Source organism: Burkholderia sp. SIMBA_051, from assembly GCF_046534915.1.
In the GTDB taxonomy this organism is placed as follows: domain Bacteria; phylum Pseudomonadota; class Gammaproteobacteria; order Burkholderiales; family Burkholderiaceae; genus Burkholderia; species Burkholderia ambifaria.
Map to the genome: position 1 here is coordinate 65,241 of NZ_JAWRXS010000001.1, position 15,958 is coordinate 81,198.

Below are 15,958 nucleotides of genomic sequence, written 5' to 3' on the forward strand. Positions count from 1 at the left end.
CGTCGTCGGGCCGTAACGTCCACCGCGTAATCGCTTCTTCGGTAAGCCATCGCACCCAGTGGATCGCGCATGCGCTGCACAATGATCCGGACCAGTGGATTCACGCGCACTGACCGGACTTCGCCGTTTCATCGTCCCCAGTCGCCGTAGTCGAACGCGGCATCGATTTATTGCGCTGCATCGCGTTTAGCGCAATTCGACCGACCGCTTCATCCGCATAGCACACGCGAGCCGCGCAGCGGGATTCAATGGCCACGACCCGCAAGCATTTATCAATTAGGAATGCATAGTTCAAAGAACCGGACGACGCGACCACACGATTCACCGGCTGCCCATCGGCGCGATGGGCGATGACCGGCGCGATCGGATCGCTGGACCCAAAGATGACCAAAGAAAAGATCGTTCATATTGCCGAAGCGTTTGGTGGCGGCGTGCTTTCGATGCTGACGCATCTCGCCAACCATGCCGCGGCAACCGGCGCCGACGTCACGGTACTGCACTCGGTCCGAGCGGAAACGCCGGCCGATTTTGCAACGCTATTCCGGCCCGACGTGAAGCTCGTCCATGTCGACATGGTGCGCGAGGTCAGCGTCACACATGACCTGCGGAGCTTGCGCGCGCTGATCCGCAACCTGCGCGACTGCCAGCCGACCGCAATCCATCTGCATTCGTCGAAGGCCGGCGTGCTGGGGCGGGTCGCCGCCCGCATCGCCGCGCCGAATGCGACGGTCCTCTACTCGCCGCACGGGCTTTCGTTCCTGCGCTGCGACGTGTCGCGCCTGAAGCAGTTCGCGTATCTGAGCTTCGAACGCATCGCGGCGCGCATCGGCGGCACCGTCGTCGCCTGCTCGGGCAGCGAGCTCGGCGAGATCAGAAGAAAGGTCCGGCCGAAATCGGCGGTCCTGGTGGAAAACGGCGTCCATGTCGCGGAGATCCCGCCGCGTCGAATACGCGACGATCGCAAGGTCGTCATCGGGATGAGCGGCCGCGCGTCGTACCAGAAAAATCATGAAGCATTCGTGCGGCTCGCCAATACGCTGCACGGCTCCGACGTCGAGTTTCTGTGGATCGGCGGCAACGCGGCCGAAATCGCGGACCCCGGCCAGCGCGGTGCCGTCGTCTGCAGCGGCTGGGTGACCCGCGCCCGGGCGCTGGCGCTCACGTCCGAACTGGACATCTACGTGCAGACCTCCCGCTGGGAAGGCATGCCGGTCGCGCTGATCGAAGCGCAGGTTGCCGGCATACCGGCCGTGGTGACGGACGTCGTCGGCAATCGCGACGTGGTGATCCACGGCGTGACCGGCTACGTCGCGTCGAACGCCGACGAGATGTCCGCCTACGTGGCCGCGCTCCGCGACGATCGGCAGCTGCGCGAGCAAATGGGCGCCGCTGCTCGGCAACGCGCGATCCAGCGGTTTTCGATCAACGCGATCTTCCGCCAGTGGAATGCCCTCTACGGACTCGGCGCCGACGAGCCGCGTGCCGACACGCGCGACTTCGAGCCGGTTGCACCGGATCACGTCGAAGCCTGATCCCGATTTCGACACCTCCTTATCGACATGATCGCCAGCAAATCGAAGCAACTCGTCTACAACGGCCGATTCACGACGCAGAAGACGACCGGCGTGCAACGCGTCGCGCGCGAGCTGATCGCCGCATTGATCAAGTTTCAGCCGCAGGATCCGGTGACCGTGCTGGTGCCGCCACGGCCCGGCGTCGCGGTGAGCGGCGCGAAGACAGTCGTGGTCGGCTTTTACAAGGGCGTGGTGTGGGAGCAGCTGATCCTCCCGCTGTTCGCGCGCCGCGGCCGCATCGTCAATCTCGGCAATTCGGCATCCATCTTCCTCGGCAACCAGATCATCTACATGCACGATGCGGCGGTATTCGACACGCCCGCGCATTTCTCCCGGCCGTTCCGCGTGTGGTACCGGATCATGTTCTGGATCCTGGCGCGAACCTCGGTGTGCGTGCTGACCAACTCCCGTTTCTCGCGCGATCGCCTCGCCCATCACTGCGGCGTTTCCGCGGACAAGATCCGCGTCGTGCCGCTCGGTGCCGATCATCTCGACGCACTGGAACCGGACACGAGCGTCCTCGACAAACATGCGCTGACGCCGGATCGGTTCGTGCTCGCGGTCAGCAGCATGAATCCCACCAAGAACTTCGGCCGGCTGATCGCCGCATTCCGGCAGATCGGCGATCCGTCGGTCGATCTCGTCATCGTCGGGATGCAGAACACCACCGTGTTCGGCAAGCACGACGCGGTGGGCGCGTCGGAGCCGAACATCAAGTACGTCGGCTACATCAGCGACGAACAACTGAAGGCGCTGTATCAGAACGCGGCGTGCTTTCTCTATCCGTCGATCTACGAAGGCTTCGGCATTCCGCCGCTCGAGGCGATGCGCTACGGCTGCCCCGCACTGGTCGGAAAATCGGCCGCGCTGCCGGAAGTCTGTGCCGATGCGGCGCTGTACTGCGATCCGTATTCGCAGGACGACATCGCGCGGAAATTGCGTAGCCTGCTCGATTCCCCAGAGCTCAGGGCCGAGCTCAAACGCAAGGGCATCGCGCATGCGGAGCAATATCGCTGGAGCCGCAGTGCCGAGATGATGAAGGCGATCTTCGAGACGCTGTAGCGCGAGCGGCAGGCGACCGAATCGGCGCGATTACGCGACGTTGACGGTGCTGCCGGTCGCGGCCGGTTGATTGCCGAACAGGCGCTTGCCGAGATACGACCTGATCGGTTCCTCGACGAATTTCGCGAGGAACGCGGCCGACACGATCGACAGGCACGCGGCAAGCATTGCCGTTCTGACGACGTGAATATCACCCTGCGGCGCATACGCGAACACGAGCCTTCCGATCGGGTAATGCACGCAGTAGAGCGGGTACGAAATCCAGCCGAGGAACGCGCTGATCCGTGCCACCGCGTGGCCGCTCGGCGCGAGCATGGCGCCGCGATAAACCAGCGCGGGGGCGACGAACAACAGCACGGCCAACGCGTAAATTCCCTTGATCGACGTCGGAAACAGGACGACCAGCAGGAACACGGCAAACAGCATCCAGTCGTTCCTGACGAGCCCGGCCGCTAACCAGTGCGGCCTCGCGGGGAGACCGGCGTCGTGCATCTTCGCGATTGCCACGCCCAGCAGGAACCCGTAGCCGACCCTGAAGAATCCGCCGAAGAAATTGTCGGCCGCCCAGCCCTGATTCAGGATGACAGTCACTTTGTCGTGGTCGAGGCCCACGAGCCATCCATACGCGACGAACGCACCGAGACATGCATAGGCGAGTCTCAGCAGGCTCTGCTCTTTCATCCTGACGGCCGCGATCAGCACAACGCTCGCGAACAACTCGAAGAACAGCGACCACGCAGGCGGATTCAGAGGAAACACCCCGGGATCGTCGACCGCCTGCAAGCCGTGATTCGTAGCACCGACAAAGCCCGACACCGAAAAACGCCCCAAATACGGAACGAGAAAATAATTCTGGCCGGTGGCTGCGGCCAGGTTGCCGAACGAAAACGCCGCTGACGCGTTGACGCGCATGACGACGAGGCTCACGAACCCGATCGTCAGCCCGATGCATATCATCGGATAAAGACGAATCACCCGTCGCTTCACATACTCGCGCCGCCACGACGCCTGACGCAATTTTTCTCCGTAGGAGTACGTGAGGATGAAGCCACTCAGCATGAAGAACACGTCCACCGAAAGATAAGCACTCTGCAGTACGGGAATCGGCAGATCCTGAAGGAAATGCATGAGCATCACGCTGATCGCCGCAATGCCGCGCAACCCGTCCAGAATTTCAAACTTCTGCTTGTGAGTCGCCATGATGAGTAATGCGTCGGCCATCGCCTTATCGCGACACCACCGGATCGACATCCGCGGCCCGATTGCCACGCGCAACGCCGCGCCGGTTTCCGTCTCGACCGGCTCCGCCGCCGGCGGCAGGCGCCGCACGTGCCGGCGCCTTGGCGAACCAATGGAAGATCGCGATCAGCAATACGACCGGCACGAAATTGCGTCCGCTGAACAGGTTCGGCGTTCGCATGACTTCCATGACCGACACGTAAAGCACCGCATGGATGCAGCACCAGAACCCGTTGCCGCTCCGCCAGCCCGCATAACTGCGACCGACCGCCCAGCCGAGCGCGAGCGCATCGAGCAAACCGAACCAGCCCCACTCGTAGAAGTGGACGAAGATGCCCGACGGGTTGTTGAACTCCGGGTCGGCGTAGCCGTTCAGGAACAGGTTGATGCTGTCGCCCGAGTCCAGCCACGGCTGCAACGGCGCGCCGATGACCGGGAAGCGCAGCAGCCAGTCGAACGTAAACATCGGGTGACCGTGGTCCCAGCCCAGCACGCTCAGTATTCCGGCGCCGTTGTTCAACGACGTCGAGTAGTACAAGCCGAGACGTTCGAGCGCGAAATCGAACAGGTTGTCGTAGATGTTGACGTAATAGGCTTCCCACGACCGGTTGTACTCGTTCGCGATGAACAGGCCGAACAGCAACGGGATCGCCGCATACGGGCCGAGCGTCAACAGCCGCGAATACCGGCCTCCGAGCCGGAACCGCACGACCATCAGCGCGAGCGGCATCACCATCTCGATCAGCGCAAGCCGTTCGGCGAAGATGAAGCTGCGCATCAGCGTCAGCACGGCAAGCACGGCGAAGTAGATCTTGTAGCGATTCAGTCCCTTTACAGGTGTCCTGAACACATAGAAATACAGCACGACGAACGGTGCGGTCGCCTGCGTGAAGGTGCTGAGGCCCGTGATGCGCCCCTTCAGTTCCAGCATGTCGTAGGCATTCGCCTCGCCGCGCACGAACGCGACGAGCAGTGCCGGATGCGTGAGGATGCCGCTCAGCAATAGCACATAGCCGAACAGCGCGAGCGCGAACACGAAATCGAGCACACGAGGCGACAGCTCGACCGCTGCAGGCGGCGGCCCGCGTCGCGTGCGCGCTTCGGCCGTCGCGAGCCATGCGGCCGCCATCACCACCATCAGGAACAGCGCGCCGACGAACGCGTAGTAGCCGTCGAAATAGACGCGCGCGATTGCCTTCGGGTCGCCCAGCAGGCTGAGCGACAGCATGCCGTACAACGGCAGGATGAACATCAGCACGAGCCGTGCCGGATCTTCCCACCAATAGCCCGTGTAACCACCCATGTAAAAACCCGCGGCGCCGCGCACGCGCGCCGCCGTGCGCATCGTCGCAGCGCGCCGTCGCGGCCCGTACCCGGCCCCGCCCGCTCGCCGGCTCATGACGCCCGTTCCACCCGTTGCCGCGACGCGATTCCTTCCGTATATCCGGACGCGGCCTGATGCGTGTTCGCATCCTTGTAGCCGTAGTCGTACCGCCCCGGCGCGCCCTGGTAATCGTTCAGGACTACGCCGCATACGTCGATATGCGCGTGTTCGAGCCGTCGCGCGCTTTCTTCGAGTTCGGTCAGCGTCGTCACGCCGCTGCGCGCGACGAGGAACACGGTTCCCGCAAGACGGCCGAGCACCAGCGCGTCGGCCACCGGCAGCAACGGCGGGCCGTCGATCACGACCATGTCGTAGCGCGCGGCGACCTGCTCGATCAGTGCGGCGAGCGCGGGCTGCAGCAGCAGTTCGCCCGGGTCCGGCACGATGCTGCCCATCGCGATGAAATCGAGGCCCGGCGCGACCCCGCGCCGGATCGTCTCGGCGAGCCCGTGCGTGCCTGCCACCACGTCCGACAGGCCCGGCGCGCGGCTGTGGCGGAACCGATCGTGCTGCGAACCCTTGCGCAGGTCGGCATCGATCAACAGGACCCGCCGTTTCGCCGCGCCGACGAGCGACGCAATATTCGCGGCGACGAACGACTTGCCGACGCCCGTCGTCGGCCCGGAAATCAGCACGACGGGATTCGACGCGTCCGGCATCGACAATTGCAGCGCCGCGCGGAAATTGCGCAGGCCTTCGAGCGCGGCGTCGTGCGCATCCCGTGCGTCGATCGGCGGCATCGGCGCGCGCGTGCCGCGCCATCCGGCCTTCGGTCGCGATTCCGCTTGCACCGCGACCGCGCTATGCGGCACGGTCGCGAACACGGGCAGCCCCGTCGTCCATTCGATTTCCTCGGCGTCGCCGATCGTGCCGACGACACGCTGCCGGACGATCACGATCGCCGCGCCCGCCAGCAGCCCCAGCATCAGCAGCGCGATCACCGCGACGCCGCGATGCGGGCCGATCGGCTCCTCGGCAACCTTCGCCGTGTCGACGATCCGCACGGTGCCGGTCTTGCTGGCCCGCGCGAGGATCATCTGCTGGCGCGTGTTGAGCAGGTTCGTGTACAGCGCGGTATCGACGGCCACATCGCGCTGCAGCTGCAGCACGCCCTGCTCGACGGTCGGCAACTGCTGGATCTGCTTGCGTGTCGTGTCGAGCGAATGCTGCGCGTCGGCCAGCTGCGCATCGACGGCCACCAACGCCGGATGCTTCGGCATGAAGCGCGTCAGCAATTCCTCGCGCCGCTGCTGCAGCGTCTGCACGCGCGTCTCGATGTCGACCGACTGCTGGCGCAATGCCAGCGCCTCGTCACTCGTATTGACGGTGCCGTGCGACGCACGGAATGCGTTGAAGCGGTTTTCCGCCAGTTCCAGTTGCGCCTTCAGCTGCGGCAGCTGGGTATCCATGAAGCGGATCAGCTTGTCGGCCGCCTCGGACTTGCGCTGCGTGTTCTGCGCGAGGTACGCGTCGCCGATCGCGTTCAGCACGCGGCTGTCGTGCACGGGATCGATGCCGTCGAGCGTCACGCCGATCATGTTCGACTGCTTGCCGCGCTCCGAGATCAGCGCATTCTTCTGCAGCCAGACCGTCGCTTCCTCGTCGCTGTAGCGCGTCAGGTCGAAGCGTGCGCCGGGCTTGCCGGCCACGTCGCGCACGAAGATGTCGAGCGGCCCCTGCGGTGTGTCGACATGCAGCGGCTGCCCGATACGGCCCTGCCATACCGGCCCCTTCCGGCCGAACCAGCCCGTACGCTGCAGCGTATAGACGCCGTCGTCGCCGAGCGTCAGCGCGAAGCGTTTGCCGAGCAGGCGCTTCGGCACGTCGAAGGTCGGCACGTCGATGCGCTCGGTGCCGTACACGTAGCCGCCCGGCAGCGGCGAAGATAACCCGTCGGCCGCGTTCACGAACCGCCAGCCGATCAGCGGCAGGTAATGCGGCCGCGCGTCGACGGCCAGGTTGGTACTGTCGATCGCGCGGTCGAGCACGGCGCGGGATTTCAGCACCTCGATCTCGGTCGACGCGTCGGTCTTCAGGTCGAACACCGCCGACGGATCGCCGGGCGGCGACGTCTGTTTTGAGTCGGTCGGGCTTTGCTCGACCTGGAACAGGATGTCGGTCCGGTAGACGGGCGCCGCGCACAGCGCATACACGGCGCCGACGAGCGCGCCCGCGAGCGCCGTGCAAAGAATCAGGCGCCGGCCGCCGTACAGCATGCCCCAATAGCGGCGCACCGGATAGGACGGCCGCAGGGCGGGCCCGCTGTGCGGGTCAGGCAGGGTCGAAGAAGTCATTCAGCATCAGTCCCGTATGGCGCGACGCGCGGTCGCGGTCACGAAATCCGCCACGAGCGTCACGGCGAGATGGCTCTGGCCGTCAGCGCACCCTGCGCGGACGACGGAATCAGCAGGTTGACGACGCGGCTCCAGCGCACCAGCGACGACGCATCGACGAACACCACGTCGCGGCGCTGGAGCGGAAACTGGTCGGCGAGTGCGAACGACGCGGGCGAACTGCCGTCGAGGTGGTACACCCGCGGGCGGTTGTCCGGGCCGCGGCGCACGACGAACACCTGGCGCGCGTCCGACGTGTACTGGCTCACGCCGCCCGTGTCGCCAAGTGCTTCGCCGAGGCTCATCCGGCCGTCGGTCAGCGTCAGCGTCGCCGGTCGCGACACCTCGCCGAGCACGAACACCTTTGCGTCGCTCGCCGCGCGCACGCGCACGAGATCGCCGTCGTGCAGCAGGATGTTCGACGGGTTCACGCCGGCGGCGATCAGCGCGGGCAGGCTCACGTTCACGGTCCGGTCGCCGCGCGTCACCGATACCTGCGAGCGGTCGGCCGTCGGGGTGAAGCCGCCGGCGCGGTCGATCGCCTCGGGCAGCGTCATCGGCATGTCGTTGACGATCTGCAGACCCGGCGTGCGCACTTCGCCATCGAGATAGACGCGCTTGCTGCGGTAGGTCTGCACGCGCAGCGCGATCTGCGGCTTGCGCACGTATTCGCCGAGCCGCTTCGTCAGCAGCGCGCGCGCCTGCGCCTCGGTCAATCCCGCGACATGCGCGAGGCCCGCATACGCGAACTGCACGTTCCCGTTCGCATCGACCGTGTAGCCCGTCGCGACCGAGCTGGCGCCGACGCCGTCGCCGCCGCCCGTCGTCTGCGTCGTCGGCAGGTTCAATTCGGGGTGGTCCCACACGACGATGCCGAGCACGTCGCCCGGGCCGATCGCGTACGGCTTCGGCTTGCCGAACAACTGGCGGATCTCCGCGTCGACGTCGGCGCGCTGGCCCGCATGCTGCGCGACAAACGCCGGCGTGATTTCGATCAGATCCTCGTTCGACACGTTCTGCACGCCGTCGAGGCCGCCCGCGCCCGATGCGTCGGCGCTCACGCGCGCATTCGCGTCGCGCGCGGCAGGCGCCCGGTAGCTCATGCCCGGCGACAACGCACATGCGCTCAGCGCGCACGCGGTCGCCACGATCGCCATGCGCGACAGCCACGGCGCGCGCCGGATGCCTGCGGTGGGTGACCGCGGCGTCCCGAGCATCGATTCCGGTTGCGTGATGATTGACATCGTGTCCTTCCAAAACTGTGCGGTAACCCGCCGAACGCGGCGAATTCCGGCATTACGCTTGGCGGCGCGGCTCGCATGGCGGTGCCGCGCCTCCCTCTTCACCGCACGTACTCCGTACGATTCGTCATGAACTGCTCTGCATCGCTTTCGTCACTCGTCTGCATCGTCTCGGCCAGCGTTGCCTGTGCCGCCGGCGCGCAGACTTTGCCCGCCGCGCAGGCCGACGCGCGGGGCTTCGCGTCGTCGACGCCGCTCGCGCCGGTGCCGCTCCAGCGTTCCGCCCAAACCGCGATAACCGCGATAACCGGCGCGGCCGCGGAGCCGGCCACGGCGGCATCCGATGTCGCGTCACCTACCGCTGCGCTTCCTGCCGCGCTTCCCGCCGCAAGCACCGCCGCAGCGCCTGAATCGCGCGGCCGCGGCGCACTGCGCCGGCCGCTCGTGCCGACGCGGCCGCATCGCCCGCAAGTGGCCGATGCGCCCACCGAAGATCCCTGGCGCACCGGCACGCTGTACACGTCGCCTTACGAGAAGTCGCCCTACGCGCAGCCGGACGATCCGGACTGACGCATCCCGCCGCGCACGTGCCGATACGGGATTGGACACCACGGCGGACGGCGCGTCTGTGAGCGAGCCCACCGAACGCCGATCTTCAATCCAAACGCGATCGCACCCCTAAGCGTCGACGCAAGGGGCACGGCACGCATCACGATCTGCCGACCGACACGTTCGCGTACGATCGCGCGGCCGCCTCCTGCGTGGCCGGATCGACGACGCGCGCGACCGGCCGGGCCGAGTCGCGGCCCAGCGCCTGCATGCACAGGTCGATCACGATGTCCGTGCCCGCCGCGCCGTACACCGCGTGGTCGACCTCCGGCTCGAGATACAGGCGCACGTGACGCGAGCGCCGGAACGCGTGCTCGATCGCGCCGAAGTGACGCCGGACATCGTCGATGCCGGGATCGAGCGCGCCGTACACCAGCGTCGTCCGGACGTTGCGCTGCGCAAGTTCATGCATCACGCCGCGCGGCGTGCCGCTGCGCGGCTTCCACCCGACGCGCGCGGCGAGCGCCTTTGCCGGCACGCTGACCCGCGCGATCGCATTCGCGGCCACGGCCCGCACGATCGGACGCAGGTCGCGGCGCTCCCGCACGAGGCGCTTCCACTTCTGCCAGTCGCGCAACGACAGCCAGTAGCCGCGCACCGAGTTGTTCCGCTGCTTCTGCACGGCTTCGAGCGTGAGCCCGGCCGGCCACACGAAGCGCGCGAGATTGACCGCAATCACGCCGCCGAGCGCCGGCGTCTTCAATGCCGCATGCAACGCCGCGTAGGCGCCGGAACAAATGCCGGCCGCGACCACCTCGGGATGACCGAGCGCACGCAGCCAGTCCGCGGCGGCGGCCACGTCGTCGCTCGACTGCGTCGAATACACGACGCCCGACTGATCGTCGGTCACGGCGGGCCCGCTGTCGCCGACGCCCTGCACGTCGATTCGCAGCGTCGTCACGCCGGCGCGCGCCAGCGTGCGGGCGAGCCGTACGCTGAAGCGCCCTTCGCCGCTGCGCGGATTCGTCGACGTGTTCGCGATCACGACCGCCGGGCCGACCGGCTTCGCCGGCCGCGTATCGGCGGGCCGACACAGCATGCCCACCAGCCGGTCCGGACCGACCGCGACGACCTGCTCGGTCATGTCATTCATGTCGAGCGCGACGGCCGACTCGCCATTCCATGCCGGGTCCGCTCGCGACGTGGTGTCGCCGCTGGCCGCCTCATGCGGTGCGCGTTCGGTGATCCAGTTCGCGAGCGTGTCGATCGCCGCGAGCGGCAAGCGCGAACGCGTACCGTCCAGCATCGTCGTCGGCCATTCGCGGAACGGATCGCTCGTCACGTCCACGCCGCGCGCGAGCAACGCGTCGCGCAATGCCGGCCCGTCGCCCTGATCGGGCTGGATCAGCAGCATCGCGCCGGGCAATGTCGGCGCATCGCGCACGACGTCGCACAGATCGAGCGCCTTCAGCGCATCGACGAAATCGGCGGGAAAGCGGTGGCCGAGCACGTTCATGCACGGTTCGTCGCGATGCGCGGCGCGGATTGCCGGCGACGTGGTGTCGAGCCACTGGCGATGCACGAACGACAGCTCGCGCAGATAGGCGCGGCCACGCACGACCGGTGCGAGCGCCACCAGCGCATCGACGCGCGGCGACGGGCGCGAGCCCATGCCCGCGGCGGCCAGCATCGCGAACAGCGCGCCCGCGCGAATCCCGACGAGCGTCAGCGCGGTGACGCCGGCCTGATCACGCAACAGGTCGATCGCGTCGTGAATGCTGTCGATGCACGCGGCATGCCGACCGGCGTCACGATCGTCGCCCGCCGAGTCGCCGGTGCACGGATAGTTGAATCGCAATACCGTCACGCCGTCGCGCGCCAGCCGCTCCGCGATCGCCCGCATCAACTTGTGCGTCCACGAGGCCTCGTGCCCCAGCGATTCGCACAGGATCACGCCTTGTGTCGTCTGTCCTTCGTGCAGCCATCCCACGCAGCTGCCGAACGTAATCGGCTTCAATCGGTACTCCTCGGATCGGTATTTGTTATCGGGTGCGGACACCCGCGCCGGCGGCTCCGCCGGGATCGGCCATGCCGCGATCGTTCGACCGGCCGACGAACGCACGGCCTTCGGGTAACGGACTGCCGTCGCGCCCCTGCGCGCCCCGCTCGCCCTTCGCCATGCGTCGTCGTGTTCGCGTCGCCCGGGGACGACGGTTGTCGGCCCGAGTCGTCGTCAAGCCCTTTGCGCGCTGAACCAAAACAGTGCGCTTGATTAGAGCACCGGGCCCGAGCGTCCTTCGGTGCGCCAGCTTACAAATGCATTCGTCACTGCGGCGATACAACGATGCGCGCCACAGCGCGATTCGCGCCGCACGCGCGCACGGAATCCGCGAACGGTAGGCTCGCGAACACAGATGTCTCGCGCGGCCCGTATCATGACCGCCATACGATGTGGCCGTGTCCGGCATCGCCGGACGAAACCGGCGCCCGCCGGAAACGGGCCGCGAACCCACGCAGCCGGGCCAGCGCCGGCCGGCCGCGCGCGCACGGCGGCCCGCACTCCGCCGCCATGCGCCACTCACGGCGCCGACCGAGCGAATGTCAAACATCAAGAAGAACTTCCTGCTGCTACTGACGTTGCAGATTTCGATGTACGCGGTGCCGCTGCTGATCGCGCCGCTGCTGACGCACGCGCTCGGGCCGGAGGGTTACGGGCAGCTCGCGTTCTCGCTCGCGGTCATCGCCTACCTCACCAACTGTACGAGCTACAGCTTCGACCTGACCGCGACGCCGCGCATCGCGCTCGCCCGCGACGACCGCGCCGAACGCTCTCGCATCTTCTGGGCGACGCTGTACGCGCAGATCGGCATCGCCGTGATCTGCTTCGTCGTGCTGATCGCGCTGACCTTTCTGGTCGAGCGCTTCGGCGAGGACCGCGACCTGCTGCTGATCGGTTTCGGGATGGTGGCCGGCGTGGCGTTCACGCCGGGCTGGTACTTCCAGGGCATGGAGAAGCTGCGCGCGCTGAGCGTGATCCTGTTCGTCGGCCGCATCCTGAGCCTGCCCGCGATGTTCGCGCTCGTGCACAGCCCGGCGGACATCGATCGCGCGATGATCGTCAACGCCGCCGTGCCGACGCTGTCCGCGATCGTGCTCGCCGCCTATCTGTATTTCCAGCGGGAAATCGATTTCGTGCGCGTCGGCGTCGCCGACATCGCCGAATCGCTGAAAGGCGGCTGGCAGGTGTTCCTCGCGTCGACGTCGATCGCGTTCTATGCGTCGACCAACACCGTGCTGCTCGGCTTCGTGTCGGGCAACGTCGCGGCCGGCTATTTCGCCGCCGGCGACAAGCTGATCCGCGCGGCGCTCAGCATGCTCCAGCCGCTGAAGGCCGCCACCTATCCACGCATCAGCTACCTGATGCGGCACGCACGCAACGACGCGTTCTCGTTCCTGCGCAAGCTGTTCGTCGTGCAGGTCGTGATGGTGCTCGGCATCTCGCTCGCCATCTTCTTCGGCGCGCCGCTTGCCGTGCGCCTCCTGTATGGCCCTTCGTACGAACCGACGGTCCAGGTGCTGCGCTGGATGGCGTTCATTCCATTCATGGCCGGGATGACCGACTTGTTCGGTGTGCAGACGATGCTGCCGCTCGGGATGAAATCGGCGTTCACGCGGATCCTGATGTCGTCGGGCATTCTGAACATCGTGCTGGTGCCCGTGCTCGCGAAGTACTTCGCGGAACTGGGCGCGGCCGCCGCCGTGCTGACGGCCGAGGCCGCGGTTGCCGCGGCGCTCGCGACCGTCGTCTATCGCGCCGGGATTCCGCTGCTTGGCAGCGCTGTCGCTCGACGCAGCTAGCGCATCGGCCGTGCTGCGCGATTTCCTCGCAGCGGCCGGAATCCGATGACGCTCCCTTCGATGCGCGCACAACAAAGCGCATCGCGCAGGTACTTCTTACTCCGCCGCAGACACCTCATCGGGAACGATGACCGTCTTTCGCCCGCATCGAGCAATCGCATCGAAAAAAGATCATACGTATCGGTAGAAACACCGATGCTGTAGTCATACTACATTCGTACGATTGGTCGCTGCAGAGAATCGCTACATCCGATTCGGCAGTGTCGGGCGGTCCGCGTCGCCGTCCACATGCTCCGATCGGGCCCAACCGGCCGTAACGATTCCCCGCCTGGCTGGCATGCCGACGCGCAATCACGCTGCATCGCCAGCCGAATGCGTTCGATGCGAATCCATCGGACGTACGCAGCTCCAGACATCATCCGAACAACAACCGGCAATACGATCATGGAGAGCAACATGCGGGACACACTCTGGCCGGCCGCCGTCCTGGCGGCGACCCTCTGCACCAGCGTCTATGCGGGCAACGCCGATTTCAACTCACCGGGCGACGCCGCCGACGCATTCGCGTCGTCCGCCGCGCAGCGACGCGCCGACCTCCTCGTGCGCAAGATGACGCTCGACGAGAAACTGCAGTTCATTCATTCGCAATACGAAATGTCCAAGGTGCCGGGCGGTGGCGCCGGCTACATCCAGGGCGTGCCGCGGCTCGGCATTCCCGATCTCAACATGGTCGACTCGGCGACCGGCTCCGGCAGCACGTCGCTCGCGAGCACGACCTTTCCTGCGACGATCGCCGTCGCCGCGAGCTGGGATCGCCGCCTGTCGTATGACTACGGCAAGCAGGTCGCGATCCAGTTGCGTGCGCAAGGATTCGGCATGGGCCTTGCCGGCGGCACCAACCTCGCGCGCGAGCCGCGCGGCGGCCGGCTGTTCGAGTATCTCGGCGAGGATCCGCTGCTCGCCGGCGACCTGCTCGCGGAGCGCACGCTCGCCACGCAGCGGCAGAAAGTCATCGCGACCATCAAGCACTATGCCGGCAATGAACAGGAGCACGGCCGGATGGGCGGCAACACGCAGATCGACGAACGCACGTTGCGCGAGCTCTACCTGCTGCCGTTCGAGATCGCCGCGAAGCGCGGGCAGCCCGGCAGCGTGATGTGCAGCTACAACCGCCTGAACGGCACGTACGCGTGCGAGAACAATCACCTGCTGAACGACGTGCTGAAGAACGAATGGGGCTTCCAGGGCCAGGTGCAGTCCGACTGGGGCGCCGCGCACAGCACGGCCGCCTCGATCAACGCCGGGCTCGACGAGGAAGAGGACGTCGGGCCGAGCGTCTACCTGACGCCGGCCGCCGTCAAGCAGGCGATCTCGAACGGCTCGGTGTCGACCGCACGCCTCGACGACATGGTGCGCCGCAAGCTGGCCGTGATGATCCGCGTCGGCGTGATGGACGATCCGGCCAAGGCCGGCGGCACGATCGATTTCGCGGCCGCGAACCGGTTCGCGCAGGGCGTCGCCGAGCAGTCGATCGTTCTGCTGAAGAACGACGGCAACCAGTTGCCGCTCGTCGCGTCCGCGCTGTCGCGGATCGCCGTGATCGGCGGCCACGCCGATGCGGCCGTGCTGTCGGGCGGCGGCTCAGGCAACACGCGCGATCCGGTCACCGGTTCGTTCGCGGGCTGCGGCGGCCTGACCTTCGGTTCGTCGACAGGCTGCAGCTGGTGGCGCAATCCGTGGCTGAAGGTCGACGTGCCGATCGTCGCGGCGATCCGCGCGCTCGCGCCGACGGCGCAGGTCACGTTCGCGGGCAACAGCGATCAGCAGTCGCCGTTCCGCGCGTACACGCAGCAGGAAATCGACCAGGCCGCGGCGCTCGCCGGGCGCTCGGACGTCGCGATCGTCGTGGTCGCGCAGGCGGCCGGCGAGGATTTCGGCGAATTGCAGAGCCTGAGCCTCGCGAACCCGTCGAACCAGGACGCGCTCGTCGAAGCGGTCGCGCGTGCGAACCCGCACACGATCGTCGTCGTGCAGAGCGGCAATCCGGTGCTGATGCCGTGGAAGGATCGCGTGTCGGCGATCGTCGAGGCGTGGTATCCGGGCGAAGGCGGCGGCAAGGCGATCGCGAACGTGCTGTTCGGCGCGGTCAATCCGTCCGGCAAGCTGCCCGTCACGTTCCCGGCGCGCGACGAGGATTCGCCGGCGTGGCGGCAAGGCGGCGCGTTCGAGAACGATCCCGTCTACGCGGAGAAGCTGAACATGGGGTATCGCTGGTACGACGCGCGCAACATCAAGCCGATGTATGAATTCGGCTACGGGCTGTCGTACACGCACTTCGCGTATTCGGGGCTGTCGGTGTCGCGGCAACGGGACGGCTCGCTGAGCGTCGCGTTCACCGTGCGCAATGACGGCCGCGTCGCAGGCGCGGAAACGCCGCAGGTCTATCTCGGCGTGCCGTACAAGGATGAACCGCCGAAGCGGCTGGTCGGCTGGGAGAAGATCCGGCTGAACCCGGGCGAGGCACGGCATGTGCGCGTGACCGTTTCACCGCGGATGCAGAGCGTGTGGGATACGTCGCGAAACGGCTGGAAGTTCGTGCCGGGCGGGACCGTGTATGTCGGCGCGTCGTCGCGCGATATCCGGCTGCAGGGTAGCTGAGCGACGGTGATGCAATGGCGGGCGCCGGACGAAACATCGCTCGGCGCCCGCCTCGATTCA

At 66.7% G+C, this 15,958-nt stretch carries 10 protein-coding genes; 5 read left to right on the forward strand and 5 right to left on the reverse strand.

The annotated features are described in order from the left end of the window. Positions 1-383: 383 nt before the first annotated feature. Positions 384-1,532 (forward strand): glycosyltransferase, encoded by a 1,149-nt coding sequence (locus tag SB771_RS00285; protein ID WP_175659367.1) that lies wholly within the window; start codon positions 384-386, stop codon positions 1,530-1,532. A 27-nt stretch (positions 1,533-1,559) separates the two neighbouring features. Continuing rightward, positions 1,560-2,636 (forward strand): glycosyltransferase family 4 protein, encoded by a 1,077-nt coding sequence (locus SB771_RS00290; protein ID WP_175659368.1) that lies wholly within the window; start codon positions 1,560-1,562, stop codon positions 2,634-2,636. A gap of 30 nt (positions 2,637-2,666) precedes the next feature. On the opposite strand, the gene SB771_RS00295 is transcribed toward SB771_RS00290, so the two are convergent. The 4 genes from SB771_RS00295 to SB771_RS00310 are packed head-to-tail and all read right to left on the reverse strand — an operon-like array spanning position 2,667 to position 8,836. Beyond that, complete coding sequence (locus SB771_RS00295; protein WP_244096724.1) at positions 2,667-3,965, reverse strand: acyltransferase family protein; 1,299 nt, start codon at positions 3,963-3,965, stop codon at positions 2,667-2,669. Further along, complete coding sequence (locus tag SB771_RS00300) at positions 3,862-5,274, reverse strand: oligosaccharide repeat unit polymerase (protein ID WP_175659369.1); 1,413 nt, start codon at positions 5,272-5,274, stop codon at positions 3,862-3,864. Before SB771_RS00300 ends, SB771_RS00295 begins: the two co-directional genes overlap by 104 nt. After that, positions 5,271-7,553: a polysaccharide biosynthesis tyrosine autokinase gene (locus SB771_RS00305; RefSeq protein ID WP_175659370.1), complete on the reverse strand. Its 2,283-nt coding sequence runs from the start codon at positions 7,551-7,553 to the stop codon at positions 5,271-5,273. The genes SB771_RS00300 and SB771_RS00305 overlap by 4 nt, the downstream gene beginning before the upstream one ends. A gap of 59 nt (positions 7,554-7,612) precedes the next feature. Then, entirely contained in the window at positions 7,613-8,836 is a 1,224-nt protein-coding gene (locus SB771_RS00310) for a polysaccharide biosynthesis/export family protein (RefSeq protein ID WP_175659371.1), read from the reverse strand. A 75-nt stretch (positions 8,837-8,911) separates the two neighbouring features. Between SB771_RS00310 and SB771_RS00315 the strand changes: the two genes are divergently transcribed. Beyond that, a complete protein-coding gene (locus SB771_RS00315) occupies positions 8,912-9,403 on the forward strand; it encodes a hypothetical protein (protein ID WP_175659372.1) in 492 nt (163 codons plus the stop codon). 139 nt (positions 9,404-9,542) lie between these two features. Here SB771_RS00315 and SB771_RS00320 read toward each other — a convergent pair whose 3' ends face one another. Further along, entirely contained in the window at positions 9,543-11,399 is a 1,857-nt protein-coding gene (locus tag SB771_RS00320; protein WP_175659373.1) for a serine aminopeptidase domain-containing protein, read from the reverse strand. Between the two features lie 581 nt (positions 11,400-11,980). Here SB771_RS00320 and SB771_RS00325 point away from each other — a divergent pair. Both SB771_RS00325 and SB771_RS00330 read left to right on the forward strand, forming a co-directional pair. Continuing rightward, complete coding sequence (locus SB771_RS00325; protein ID WP_105832831.1) at positions 11,981-13,240, forward strand: oligosaccharide flippase family protein; 1,260 nt, start codon at positions 11,981-11,983, stop codon at positions 13,238-13,240. A gap of 456 nt (positions 13,241-13,696) precedes the next feature. Then, the gene (locus tag SB771_RS00330; RefSeq protein WP_175659374.1) at positions 13,697-15,898 is read left to right on the forward strand and encodes a glycoside hydrolase family 3 C-terminal domain-containing protein; all 2,202 of its coding nucleotides are present in this window, start codon (positions 13,697-13,699) and stop codon (positions 15,896-15,898) included. The last annotated feature ends 60 nt before the right edge of the window (positions 15,899-15,958 follow it).

What these genes read in the sequence shown, in the direction of transcription:
- SB771_RS00285 (WP_175659367.1), top strand. Translation starts at nt 384, where the DNA reads ATGACCAAAGAAAAGATCGTTCATATTGCCGAAGCGTTTGGTGGCGGC.
- SB771_RS00290 (WP_175659368.1), top strand. Translation starts at nt 1,560, where the DNA reads ATGATCGCCAGCAAATCGAAGCAACTCGTCTACAACGGCCGATTCACG.
- SB771_RS00300 (WP_175659369.1), bottom strand. Translation starts at nt 5,274, where the DNA reads ATGAGCCGGCGAGCGGGCGGGGCCGGGTACGGGCCGCGACGGCGCGCT.
- SB771_RS00305 (WP_175659370.1), bottom strand. Translation starts at nt 7,553, where the DNA reads ATGACTTCTTCGACCCTGCCTGACCCGCACAGCGGGCCCGCCCTGCGG.
- SB771_RS00310 (WP_175659371.1), bottom strand. Translation starts at nt 8,836, where the DNA reads ATGTCAATCATCACGCAACCGGAATCGATGCTCGGGACGCCGCGGTCA.
- SB771_RS00315 (WP_175659372.1), top strand. Translation starts at nt 8,912, where the DNA reads ATGGCGGTGCCGCGCCTCCCTCTTCACCGCACGTACTCCGTACGATTC.
- SB771_RS00325 (WP_105832831.1), top strand. Translation starts at nt 11,981, where the DNA reads ATGTCAAACATCAAGAAGAACTTCCTGCTGCTACTGACGTTGCAGATT.
- SB771_RS00330 (WP_175659374.1), top strand. Translation starts at nt 13,697, where the DNA reads ATGCGGGACACACTCTGGCCGGCCGCCGTCCTGGCGGCGACCCTCTGC.